Below are 12,526 nucleotides of genomic sequence, written 5' to 3' on the forward strand. Positions count from 1 at the left end.
ATCGCTGTATAACGTATGCTGAATCATTAAAATTTGTTATACCTGAGTGTTCACAACGACTCGGGTAGCTAGAAAAGAGAACGTGAAAACGGTAAAATGAATCTAACTTAACAATAGTTCGGGTTTTGGGCAAACTGTGAAGCGCGAGCAACAGAGGAAAGGAGGAGTGGACGTGACAGAACCGCAGCAGAACAAGGATGAAGCGAGCAAACCGCTGATTAAAAAATGCACGTATTGTCAGGAGATGAAACCTTTAACGGACTTTCAGCGCAGAACGGGTCGCCGGGCTGGTCCTTATTCCCGGCGCGGTCCTTGCCGTTCCTGCCGAGGATTGGCCCCGCAAGAACGTACAGCTACGTCCGCTCCTTCCGGCGAGGAAACGAACCCCTCGGCTGCTCCCGTGATGCAGCATAGCCTTGAAGCAAATACGGCTGCGCACAGCCTAGAGGCGTCGCTACCTATGGAGGCACAACGCCCCCGCAGGAAGCCGGTCACGGACAAAGCGCGTGAGTGCCACCGGCAACGGGTTCGGCATCTGCTTAGCAGGCTGAAGCCTGCGGATACCCGGGCGTTGCGGCTCAATCGCAATGGCATGATTCGGCTAAGAGGCAAAACCGACCAGGGGAGACGCTGGCATCAAGAGATTGAGCTTGATCTGGCCATGACCCTGGTCAGAGAGCGTATGGCGGTGATTGTTAATCCATACACCGTGCGCAGGCTGTATAGCAACAAGGAATTTCGTCAATATGTGCTTAAGCGTGACCGTTATACTTGCTTTTTTTGCGGGGGCTACGGTGACACGATTGATCATTTACTGCCTCGGGCAAAAGGAGGGCACACGACGCCGGTCAATTGTGTATGTGCTTGCAATGAATGCAATCAAGTTAAGGCTGCCCGTGATGTAGATGAGTTCATTGAGTCTGGTGTACCGCAGCCGTCTCCTGATGATTTCGAGGCACCTGATAATCCTGACGCTTCTGAAGGCACCCTACATACGTAGGGCGACTCTTTGGAGCGTAGGTCCCTTAGTACAGTTCTACTTCAAAGCCGGATTCTTTCCAGGCTGTTGTTCCGCCTTCGATAAAAGCTACATTGGTAAAGCCCATCTGCTGGAGTGTATAAGCTGCCAATGCAGCTTGTCCGCCTGCCCCACAAGTGGTGATAATCGGGCGGTTGCGGTCACGTAGACGTTCGTCACGCAAATCCTGTGGAACCTCCAAGTCAGCGCGGATGGGCAGCATGCCCAATGAAATATTGGCGCTTCCGCGAATCAGACCGCAAGCGCCTGCATCATGGGAGTCCTGTACATCGATAACGAATGTATCTGGATTTGCCTCTATTCGCTGACGTGCCTCCTGTGAATCAATGCCCTGAACGTGCTGCCTCGCTTCTTGAACCATATCTCCAAATGTTTTAGCCATCATTTAAAACCTCCGTATGAATATATTTTGTGTTATTTCCATATTATCGAACTAAAACGCACTCTCTTTATTACCCTCCTCTAGCATAAGATGACCCTTCTTTTAAGGGAAACTTGGACAAAAATCGAGCTTATTCTAATTTTTATCTAAAATAACAATAAAAATTTTGCAGAAATTTGTGCAAATTTAAAATTTCTTCGACGATTGTGTCGTGAAAGGTGTAATATAGAGGTATAGGGTTCCGTTTCGGCCTGTTGTAGTCACGAAGGAGCGCTTCGTGGAATATTCCGCAGCAGTAACAACAGAATACCGTCTGAGCAATATACAATTGGCATCTGCGATAAATCAGTCTTGCCCTTTAGGGTATAGGCCGGTTTTAGCTGTGCTTCTTGCATGTTTAAGGGCGTGAATTCGATGAACGTTTTATTGCTAGAGTTTATGGATACAGGTTACGAGAAAGGAATGGACTTCTATTTTCACAGTAAAGGAGGACGTTCACGCATGTCTGAAAACCAACAAGAGGTGGCAGTAACACAGGAAGCTACCAAAGAGTCTCGGGATGTATTGGACCAATTGATGAAACCGGAGGTTCAGCAATCGCTGACCGTGCTGGTAGAAAATCTGCCCAAGTTGACTGAGATGGTTACTTTGATGACCGACGCTTATGATGTAGCTCGCAGTCTGGCGACTGACCCTGTCTTTATCGGAGATATGAAAAGCTCCATGGGAGAGTTTGTGAAGCCTGTTACAGATTCGGCTAAAGGATTGGCTTCTGCTGCAATTGAAGCAAATGACCGTGTACAAACTACGGACGGCAGTGTAGGTCTGTTTGGCCTGCTCAAAATGCTTAAAGATCCGAATGTACAAAAAACGCTGCGTTTCAGCCAGGCTTTCCTGGATATTCTGAATGAGCGCCAACGCGAAAGCAAATAATTACCTGATCGAGAACGGAGGATGGACATGTCGAAGCAAATTTTGATCTTGGGCGGCGGGTACGGCGGATTGTTAGCCGCTCTTACAGCACGCCAGCATATGGACGCTAGCCAAGCAACCATTACAGTGGTTAACCGCTTTGCGTCGCATCAAATTATTACAGAACTGCACCGTTTGGCGGCAGGTACAATTGCCGAAAAAGCTGTTGCGCTTCCTTTGGAAAAGCTGCTGCGTAACAAAGAAATTATCCTGAAAGTGGATACTGTTTCCGAAATCAAGCCTGACGATAAAAAAGTAACCTTGGCCAGTGGCGCTACGTTGAGCTATGACGCTCTCGTTATTTCCCTGGGCAGCGAAACGGCTTACTTTGGTATTCCAGGACTGCAAGAGCATAGCTTCACGCTGAAATCAGTGGCAGAAGCCAATCGCATTCGCGCACATGTGGAAGCTCGTCTGGATGCTTACAAGCAATCCGGTAACCAAGCAGACGCTACAATCGTTATCGGTGGTGGCGGTCTGACAGGCGTGGAGCTGGTGGGTGAATATGCTGACAAATTGCCTGTAATTTGTCGCGAAAAAGGTATTAACTACGAAGATATCAACTTGTATTGCGTAGAAGCTGGACCATCTATTTTGGCAGGCTTCCCTCAACCACTGGTTGATCGTGCAGTAACAAGCCTTGAAAAACGTGGCGTTCAAATCGTAGCGGGTGTTCCGATTACAGAAATGAAAGCTGACGAGGTTCTCTTGAAAGACGGACGTTCGATCAAAACGAACACACTGATCTGGACAGGCGGCGTACAAGGTAATGCACTGGTTGGCGCATCTGGTATCGAAGTAAACCGTGGTCGCGCAACTGTGAATGGTGCACTGCAATCGACTTCTCACGAAGACATCTTCCTCGCTGGCGACAGCGCAGTGGTGTTCCCGGGTGAAGGCGAGCGTCCATACCCTCCAACTGCACAGTTGGCTTGGCAAATGGGCGAATTAGTTGGTTACAACATCTTCGCTTATTTCAACGGAGCGAAAATGGAACGCTTTACACCAGTATTCTCCGGTACACTGGGCAGCTTGGGCAGAACAGACGCGATCGGTACTGTAGGCGCGAATGGCACCCAACTGAAAGGCGCTGTAGCTACTTTGATGAAGGAAGGCAGTAACATCCGTTACTTGTCCCACATCAAAGGACTTTTTGCATTGGCCTATTAATATTCTTTATATTTTATATGTTTCTTTGGAAGAGAGCGCTATTCAGCGCTCTCTTTTTTTGTAGCTTTTCTTTACGACACTAGAGTGCTTACGATTCATTAGTCTTAATTCACTTCATCTTCGCTAACTCTGCCACTTGTACAGGGGGGAGCGCACCTTCAAATATACTCAGCTCATCAATACATCCTTTGAACGCAGGGTCCCACCAGTTGACACCTAAGCTGAATGTTCCAGATTTGGAGGTAAAGACATCTGGGAATCCTGAGCCGGTAAATTGAAGCTCGCCATTCACATACACGGCTAACACCCCACGATCTACAGTGAAGGCGAGATGGGTCCATTCATTTGTTTTGATCTTTAGGCCAGTACTGCCGGTATACCAAAGTGAGCTGCCGGACCAGACCATTGTATTATCCTTCTCGGGTCCTCTGGGCAGAAGGCTAATCCAGTGGTTACTATCCATAGCTCCAAAGAAAGTTGGTGTATGCAGCGTCAAATCGCTTGGTTTTACCCACAGTGACACGGAATATGCTGAGCTGGATATGAGTCCTTCGGGTAGAGCAATGCCTGACTTTCCATCAAGGACTATAGCTTGGCCCTTTACGCCTTCAGCGTAGGATACACTTCCTCCCTGGCGATCGATTCGGTCACCGATAACTTTGCCATTAGCAAGAGCATCCTGCTGATCCTCCAGATTATTTTCAAATGTGTATGACGCAGTCAATGTTGCTTTCTCATAAGGGGATACCGTGATGTTAAAAACTTTGTCCCGACTACGTTCTCCTTTGGTAATGGTAGCCGTCAAAGTGGCAGATGCAGCCTTTTCTCCGATTCCTGGACGCTTGATTTCACCTGTATCCGTAATGACGCTTTGGTCTGAAGTTTTCCAGGTAATCCGGGATTGCCGACTGCCTTCCTTCGGAAGATCCAGGCTAGCGGTCACCCGACTTGTATCGGCAAGATCTAAATCACGATACACACTATCCACTACTGTCGTATCGGTCATATCAGGGAGCTTACTGCCCCAAGCCATCTCACCTTTATTCGATAAAACTGTAAACGCCACGATGTATTGATTCGTAACCTGATCCCATTGTCTTAAAAACACCCCATCCAACACAGCACCATCCAGTGTTAATTGGATATTCGCATCCCCCGACTTGCGCCATGTTCCTTGTACATCGCCTTGAATGGTATGATCTGCTCTAAGCTGAATGAATTGTGTATTCTTGATCGTAGCCGAAGAATCACTGCCATGATTAATATATTGATAATCGCCAATGAATTGTTTCTCATCCAGCTTTGTTAGCGTCTCGCCACCGTAACGGTAAGGAGCTACGACAGGCCAGTCATCCTGATTCATGAACATTTGGTGTACACGCAGCTCATGTGTCTCCCCCTGCTGAGGGAATCGGGTATGAAAGACGACAAACATTTGTCCAGTAGCAGGATCGGTGTATACAGAATTGTGTCCAGGGGAAACATAGCCGTAGCCATTGCCTGTACCGGGGTCGCCTATTTTACTATCGAACAAGAAATTACCTATCAACTTGTTGCCATAAGTTGTATTTTTGGTGTTTGCCGGAAAACAGCATTCTGTCCTTTGGCATCTTTATAAGGTCCTGTCGGTTTTTTGGAACGGAATAACCTCATGTTATACCCTCCGTCCGCTGCAAGACCGCCGTAGGTTACATACAAATAGTAATAACCCGTTTTTGGGTTGTATTCAATATACGGACCTTCCCCGGACTCACCGTATCCACCTGCGATCTTGGTGCCAAAATAACGATCAATCAGACGGCCGTCCTCCGTAGTTCCATCTTTACCTGGATACATGGGTTTGCCAGTTGCCTTATCCAGCTCGAGTAAAAATATTCCCCCGGACCATGAACCATACGTCATCCACAAGCGCCCGTTTGCATCGTAAAAAACGCTTGCATCGATTGCATTTGGGAACATCCGGTTCGCATAAGAACCATCGGTATTAAACCATCCCGGTCTGGGGCCCTCAAGCTTGCCTTCCTTAATGAGTTGTTGAATCGGCGTATTTGTCCATTTTTTATCTACCTTGCTATCTTTATCGAATGCAGTCTCCTTCGTAAAACCAGTGTGTATAATGGTATCCACATATTGATATGGACCCTCGATTTTGGGTGCAACTGCAATGCCGATCGCGGAACGAATGTAGGTGGAAGATGCGCTATAATAAATCATATATGCCCCTTTTGTCCCATCCTCATTGACATAATGCTCATTCCAAAATACATCGGGCGCCCATACCGAGAATCCTCCCTTACTGTCCGCATCATTCTCACCCGCCCAAGCGAAAGATCCAGCTAGATTCTTCGATAAGTCCCCGTAAAGTGTGTTTCCAGGCGTAGTGTAACCGTTTGCAAAAGAAGTCCAGTTTGTAAGATCTTTTGACTTCGCCGCAGAGATGTGTGACCCAAATACATAATAAGTGTCACCGTCTTTGACAATGGAAGGGTCATGAACCGATACATTAGAGAAGGTTGGCGCATCCTGCTTATTGTTCTGGTCTGGCACCGTTGCCGCCGCGTCTATTGTACCTAATGGTGCACCTGCGATTGCCAATAAAAATGTCAATGTTAATGCAATGCTCGACCTGACTCTACGTTTAACGAAGCTTCTCATCATATACATTATCCCCTTTTCTAAATTGGAATACAGTGATATATTCTACTTTCAATGCTAAATACCTTTATATTTATGAATATTATTAATGTATTTATGAATTATATAGCTATAAGGAAGATCTCAGCATCTAAGCGCCTTTGACGGCACAGCTCCACACTTTCTTTTTTGATACGTAGTTGACCCTTCTATACACTATGATATGTAAAATACTATGCTCTCTTTTTAGGTAAAATTTATAAATTATGGTTGACGTTATGTATTTATGGAGGTATGCTAGTTTCGAAAAATAACTAGGAGGTTTGTGTATGTTTAGGAAAAAAAAGTTTTTAGGCATGGGGTTAGCAACCATTCTCATGTGCTCCTCACTTTCGGGAAGTCTCGCCTATGCGGAATCGAAGCCTAGTACGTACGATGCTTCATTTTTTGAAAATCTTAAACAGCGGGCCATAGTCCATGAGCTTCAAGAACACAAGATCGCTGTTAATCCGAAAGCATCTATTGCTGAACTGCTGAATACAGCGGATAGTACATCACTAAAGAGTAAAAGTAATAGTGATCTACAACAAAATCTGGAGAAGCTTAACAAATCGGAATACATATATCTTACGCTCGATGGAGAAGTATACAGCTCAGAAAAAGGTTATGTAGGTATGGCGGATAAAGTTGAATCAAAAGAAGATAGTGTAACGGATGCTACTTATATGAAAACAAACTCTTTGAGTGAACCAAGCAACAATCATGATGTTTCCATATCAAGTAAAAATAATCCCACTCCATCGCAAGTGAGTGGAGGGACAACGGGAACTTTCTCAAGGGTTCAATTGGATTATGATGGCTTTGATGGGGTCAATGCACGTGTGATTTTACCAACCGTTAGGGATCTAGGAGCAAACGAACAGCCATGGGTGTATTACGGTTTTGATTCGAAGAACGGGAAGAAAGTTGAGGGGGGATTTTCATTCCAAACGGGCCAAAAAAGATACTTAGGATACATTAAAAATGGATTTTATGAATATTCTACAGATTCGTGGGTAAATGGGGAGGGATATAATTCAGTTAAATTTTATATTGATAATAGTACCTATAACGCTTATCTGTTAGCCTACTACAATCAAATCGTCGTTATGCAAACCTCTTTTAATTCCTGGGACCTATCGTCTATGTCTGTTAAGAGAGTGACAGCAATAGCGAAAGATAACTTTGATGGCAGCAATATCTATGGAAGTGCTATCGGTGGAGAATTTTCAGATTTGGTAGTCTCGAAATTCAATTCGGATAATTATTATCCATGGGATAACTATCGGGATTACTCTTTTTGGGATGGAAGTCAGTGGTTCGGTACGATTGATTGGCCTATTGATTATATTACTCATTTTGATACAAGTGTGTGGATCAGAAATCCAAACCGTTAAGAACAATAGTTAAACGATGGCTCAAGCTAAAATATACTGAATAGCATCTGTCATTCCCTTTTTGTTGGGTGAAACTTACAACAATGTGGTTTGGCAGATGTTTTTCCGTTTTATGATTGCTCAACTGTACCTCTTCTCCGTAATTTAGTTTTGAATCTAAACAAAATCACTAGGAGGGCATTATGAAAATCAGGCAATTAATCAGTGTTATGATTGTACTAAGTTTTGTTACCGCATTCTCCAATTCAACATCAGCTCAAGCTCAGACCCCTATACACCTAAAGGTCAATGATCATTACGTTTTATACACTTATCCTGCCCCTCCCTTTGTGGATCCGAAGGGCAGACTGTTTATACCACTCCAAGCGGCTGAAGATATACTGGGCGGCAAAGTAACTTATAATGCAGCGAACAAAACGGCTTCTGTTGATTTGCTAGGCCGTAATGTAACGACTACGATCGGATCACCCGAAATATCGGTTAACGGTAAGCCAGTGACAATGGACACAGTCCCCATCATGAAAAGCAACGCGATGTTTTTACCAGTTTCCATTTTGTTGAAAGATACAGATGCGCAGATGGAGTGGGATTCCAAGCGTGGCTTATTGAAGCTAAGGCATGATAGCTTTACAGAAAGTCCAGTTCTTATGAGGTTCAAGGGACAAGACTTGGCCCAAGTCATTGACGCGAATGCATTTGATCTTTTTTCCTTTGGCTGGGATCAAAGGCAAGGTGTATTGAATATTCATGCTACGTATAAGAGCGACTTATCGCCCGCCTTCAAGCAAATTGACTTTAATCCTATGATTGTTTATAGCAAAGGGACCTATAGTGTATATCCTTATTCTAAACCCAGTATGTTTTACAAAGTTAAAATAACCAGTCCTGGTAATTTGGTTTATACAATGAATATCGATACAACCAATGCGGATGAAGATTATATAAAATATATTACTTCTGTTGGCAGATTAATTAAGTAGTGGAATGTATGTTGCTTGTACATCATAAAAAAGCGACAAAGGCTTAAGGGCCTTTGTCGCTTTTTTGAAAAAAGTGCGATTTAGAACGAAGTTATCGTGTTGCTGTTTTCGCTAGACTTAATTTTACCCACTACTCGAGATACCGAGTTTCTGTTTTTAAGCTCATAAAGAACATTCTCTATAAGAGAGTTTCTTTGCGCATTAGTAAGTGTATTGTTCCAAGCGTCAGTCTTTACATATACATCCACGCTAGCTTCACTGCTGTCGCCTCTTACTGTGAAATCAAAGCCAACGCCAGCGTAATTGCCATATCTATTAACCAAATCACGTTGAATCGTACTTGCATCCAAGGAAGAAGCTACATCCTTCAAAGTAACATCTCCTCTGCTGTTGGTTGTGAAGGTCGCCATTTTATCTCTATTACTGGAGTTTTTAACCGTACCCTCTACATCGGCATCTTTATACTCTTTCAAAATATCTTCCACGATGTCCTCCAGGAAGCTTTCCTTTCTGCTGTCAGATAACTCAGTCCATCTGGATTTTGTCATTTCGATGGTCACCGTAATATCGTTTTTGTTACCATCCAGAGTGATATCCGAGTTGGTGTTGTAGTCATCCCTGTGATCATCGTTCAGCTTCTTTTGAAGATCTTTCAAGGAGCTAGAGCTATTTTTGCTTGCTTCATCTTTTAGCGTCTGGTTGTCTTTTTGCAATTGAGCAATGGTAGCGTCCTTCGTTGTGTTCGCTGCTTTCGCTGTGTTGAGCTCTTGAGTCAGCGTCGTAATCTGGTTGTTCAACGCCGTCACTGTAGATTGATCAATCGGGACGCCGTTGTCGGCAATGACTACGCGTTTGTTTGTGCCATCCCATGTTACCTTTTTATCCAAAGCTGTACCTGCCAGCTTCAGTGGGATATACGTTACGCCATCCAGCAGGAATGGTTCTGTTTTGGCATCATAAGGAACCTCGGTTCCGTTGTAGATGATTTTGATATTGTTATATACTGCTTGGATCGGCTTAGTCACTTGTGCGGCATATGTGGATTGGCTGAAAAGAGCCCCGGATATGGCCAAGGCGGATACGGCAGTGATGATGACAGGTTTTTTGATAGATTTCAGTGATTTCATTCGTTGGTCTACCCCTTTATTTAAGAATTATAGCCTGGTTCATAGACTAGAGTAACATTAATGCCTACAAAATCCAACAGCTTGGAGAGTCATTATGGGTTGTGCTTATATTGGTTAGACGCAACAGCAACCGTAAAAGTTGCCCTGTTTGCGCAAAAGTTTTTCCAAAAGTATCCGAACAACACAAAACAAGCCCGCTGCACAAGACAGCGAGACTTGTTGGTAAAACAGTGCGTCGAGGTTATCCATTCAGGATTATTTGCCGTCCTTCAGTTTGCCTGCTGTTTCCTGAAGATGGCCTTTGACCTTATCCAGTTTGCCTTCGGCTTGAAGGGACTTATTATCGGTAGCGTTCCCGATTTGGTCCTTGATTTCACCTTTGGCTTTGTTCACATTACCTTTGATTTTATCGCTAGTTCCGTTATCCTTCATGTTATAGCCCTCCTTATGTGATCGAACTTTCATTCAGCATGCTGTAGTTAGTCATTACCCGAGCGAGGGTAATACGAAACCAGAGGCTGTATATCACAGACGGGGGTATAATGTTGGATACGGATTAAATCAGAACGTGAAGTGGGGAGTGAGCGCATGCTCAAAATTTTATTGTTTATTCTCGTTATTCAAATTATTTACGTATCGGCGTATACACTGCGCATGATTCTGACGCTGAAAGGACAGAAGTACATTGCTGCGCTCATTAGCACCGTGGAAGTTACGGTCTATGTATTGGGCTTGAATGTTGTGCTTAAGTACCTGGATCAAGTGGCAAGTCTTGCAGTATACGCCATTGGCTATGCATTGGGCATTCTTATTGGAGCATGGATTGAGGAAAAAATAGCGCTCGGTTATGTCACCGTTAAGGTGATCAGCAATGAGATCAATGGAGGAATTGCCAATGCGCTGCGGGACAAAGGATACGGCGTTACAGCCTGGCTGGGCAGTGGACGTGATGGAGAGCGCCTGGTAATGGAAATTTTGGCTAAACGAAAAAATCAGAATAAGCTGTATCAGTCCATTCTGGAGCTGGACCCTAAGGCTTTTGTCATTACGGTAGAGCCGAAGCAGTTTCATGGCGGCTTCTGGACTAAGGCTATCCGTAAATAAACATTTTGGTAAATTGCGCATATTTTTTGGAGGTTGGAGCATATTAATACCCGCACAGGTGAGGATTTTGCAAAAATTCAATAAGCGAATTCCAATGAACAAGATATAGATCGAAATGGTTTAGTTCGTCTATATCTTGCACTTCGGAGCGACTGGAATCGAATTTTGCAAAATACTGGCGTGGATAGAAATTAACAGTAAGCCGACAGGGGATATTACCCTATAAAAACCGAGGGGGGATATAGATGTACAGACGCCAGGCCCCGGAAATCATTCCAGAGGAAAATACGGCTATTTGGTCGTGTACAAACGAGGGTTGCAACGGTTGGATGCGAACGGATTTCACCTTTTTGAACGAGCCAGCTTGTCCATTTTGCCAAGCCTCAATGGGGCAGGAAATGCGGATGCTACCGATTCTCAATCGGGCGGGCAATTCCTTTGTCGCCCAGCGCTCCTAATCCAGGATTTTGCAAAATCCACCATTGAAAGTGAGTACGAGATCATACTGCAGAATTTATGAACGTCAAAAGCCGCTCCAGCGACATGCTGAGCGGCTTTTGGTTGTGAATATTGGGGTAGGGGTGACCTTTCCCCAAGTAAAGTGTGTGTTGATCATGGTCTCTGGATGGGCTGTACGGAATCACGATATACAATATGACCCTGCACGAGGACTCGACCAAAGCGGCCGCCGGGATGGCTTATTTTTTTCATCATCGAATCAATCGCGGTACGTGCCATCTGCTCGATGTCTACGCCGACTGTGGTCAGTTGCGGAACAATAAGAGTGGCATATACATCGTTGTCAAATCCGACTACAGAGCAGTCCTCAGGCACGCGGTATCCCAGAGCAATGAGCTTGTGTACCAGATTGTGAGCGACCTGATCGCAGTTACATACAAAGGCAGTCGGTAGCGGCTGAGGCAGCTCCATTTCAACAAAAGCACCTTCGTCGTCCCGGTCACTGAGCACCCACTCGTTACGGAGGGGCAGTCTGTGCTCCAGCAAGGATTTATAGTAGCCGAGGAAACGATCCTGAATACTACTGGTGGAATAGATATTGCCTACATATGCAATATCACGATGCCCCTGGGCGATCAAATAGTTGGTCAGCTCATAGGCTCCGTAGAAATTATCCGTCACCACGGAGTCGATATCGGCATGTTCATCATAAAAATCGAGAAACATTTTGGGTAGATCCATGGTTTGTACCAGCTCGATATATGGCTTGCTCACTTGACCCAGGAGAATGAAGCCGTCCACCTTGCGGTCGTAATAGATACGTGGCAGATTAAGCTGTTCTTCGTCTTCGCGATGAAGGATGTGAAGGATGCCATAGTAGCCGTATGGCTCCAGTGCCCGTGAAATTTGCTGGTAGATGTGCAGATAAAACGATTGGCCGGGGCCAGTAAAACGTTCAGGAATGACAACACCTATGTTATAGGTGAGGCCCTCCTTCATGGACTTGGCAACGGTATTGAAACGATAACCCATTTCGCCCGCGAGCGTCTTAATACGCTCTTTTAGCTCCTCGCTAACCCCATCCTTGTCATTGAGCGCCTTCGACACGGTCACGCTGCTTACTCCCAGCTTATCTGCAATATCCCGCATCGTAACGTTGCTCTTCATTCCTGTTCCGCCTTCCAATTTTAAAAAGATAAGCATTTTGCCTAATCCAGAGAATG

Annotated in this window: 11 protein-coding genes and 1 pseudogene; 7 read left to right on the forward strand and 5 right to left on the reverse strand. The window is 44.9% G+C overall.

Features of this window, described 5'->3' with window-relative positions; translation table 11 throughout:
• The first annotated feature begins 172 nt into the window (after positions 1 to 172).
• Positions 173 to 1,000, forward strand: coding sequence for an HNH endonuclease (locus tag NLX74_RS05365; RefSeq protein WP_254328140.1), 828 nt, complete (start codon positions 173 to 175; stop codon positions 998 to 1,000).
• A gap of 25 nt (positions 1,001 to 1,025) precedes the next feature.
• Here NLX74_RS05365 and NLX74_RS05370 read toward each other — a convergent pair whose 3' ends face one another.
• Positions 1,026 to 1,421: a rhodanese-like domain-containing protein gene (locus tag NLX74_RS05370; protein ID WP_235306652.1), complete on the reverse strand. Its 396-nt coding sequence runs from the start codon at positions 1,419 to 1,421 to the stop codon at positions 1,026 to 1,028.
• Between the two features lie 501 nt (positions 1,422 to 1,922).
• Here NLX74_RS05370 and NLX74_RS05375 point away from each other — a divergent pair.
• Together NLX74_RS05375 and NLX74_RS05380 are read left to right on the forward strand one after the other, a co-directional pair.
• Positions 1,923 to 2,354: a DUF1641 domain-containing protein gene (locus NLX74_RS05375; protein WP_013312528.1), complete on the forward strand. Its 432-nt coding sequence runs from the start codon at positions 1,923 to 1,925 to the stop codon at positions 2,352 to 2,354.
• Positions 2,355 to 2,381: 27 nt separating this feature from the next.
• Positions 2,382 to 3,563 carry an NAD(P)/FAD-dependent oxidoreductase gene (locus tag NLX74_RS05380; protein ID WP_061829474.1) on the forward strand — a complete coding sequence of 394 codons (1,182 nt, stop codon included), beginning with the start codon at positions 2,382 to 2,384 and terminating at the stop codon, positions 3,561 to 3,563.
• 109 nt (positions 3,564 to 3,672) lie between these two features.
• Here NLX74_RS05380 and NLX74_RS05385 read toward each other — a convergent pair.
• Positions 3,673 to 6,221, reverse strand: a pseudogene (locus NLX74_RS05385) (LamG-like jellyroll fold domain-containing protein).
• 305 nt (positions 6,222 to 6,526) lie between these two features.
• Between NLX74_RS05385 and NLX74_RS05390 the strand changes: the two are divergent.
• Entirely contained in the window at positions 6,527 to 7,633 is a 1,107-nt protein-coding gene (locus tag NLX74_RS05390) for a hypothetical protein (protein WP_254328141.1), read from the forward strand.
• Positions 7,634 to 7,815: 182 nt separating this feature from the next.
• On the forward strand, positions 7,816 to 8,613 hold the full coding sequence (locus tag NLX74_RS05395; protein WP_254328142.1) for a copper amine oxidase N-terminal domain-containing protein: 798 nt from the start codon (positions 7,816 to 7,818) through the stop codon (positions 8,611 to 8,613).
• An 80-nt stretch (positions 8,614 to 8,693) separates the two neighbouring features.
• Here NLX74_RS05395 and NLX74_RS05400 read toward each other — a convergent pair whose 3' ends face one another.
• Both NLX74_RS05400 and NLX74_RS05405 read right to left on the reverse strand, forming a co-directional pair.
• Positions 8,694 to 9,740: a stalk domain-containing protein gene (locus tag NLX74_RS05400; protein WP_069290637.1), complete on the reverse strand. Its 1,047-nt coding sequence runs from the start codon at positions 9,738 to 9,740 to the stop codon at positions 8,694 to 8,696.
• A 255-nt stretch (positions 9,741 to 9,995) separates the two neighbouring features.
• Entirely contained in the window at positions 9,996 to 10,172 is a 177-nt protein-coding gene (locus NLX74_RS05405; protein WP_071643790.1) for a CsbD family protein, read from the reverse strand.
• Between the two features lie 156 nt (positions 10,173 to 10,328).
• On the opposite strand from NLX74_RS05405, the gene NLX74_RS05410 reads away from it, so the two are divergent.
• Together NLX74_RS05410 and NLX74_RS05415 are read left to right on the forward strand one after the other, a co-directional pair.
• Positions 10,329 to 10,844: a DUF2179 domain-containing protein gene (locus NLX74_RS05410; RefSeq protein WP_023990890.1), complete on the forward strand. Its 516-nt coding sequence runs from the start codon at positions 10,329 to 10,331 to the stop codon at positions 10,842 to 10,844.
• 245 nt (positions 10,845 to 11,089) lie between these two features.
• Entirely contained in the window at positions 11,090 to 11,302 is a 213-nt protein-coding gene (locus tag NLX74_RS05415; protein ID WP_025721956.1) for a cold-shock protein, read from the forward strand.
• Positions 11,303 to 11,456: 154 nt separating this feature from the next.
• Here NLX74_RS05415 and NLX74_RS05420 read toward each other — a convergent pair whose 3' ends face one another.
• Positions 11,457 to 12,470 (reverse strand): substrate-binding domain-containing protein, encoded by a 1,014-nt coding sequence (locus tag NLX74_RS05420; protein ID WP_061829539.1) that lies wholly within the window; start codon positions 12,468 to 12,470, stop codon positions 11,457 to 11,459.
• Positions 12,471 to 12,526 lie beyond the last annotated feature (56 nt).

It is taken from the genome of Paenibacillus sp. MZ03-122A (assembly GCF_024213325.1).
In the GTDB taxonomy this organism is placed as follows: Bacteria; Bacillota; Bacilli; order Paenibacillales; family Paenibacillaceae; genus Paenibacillus; species Paenibacillus polymyxa_B.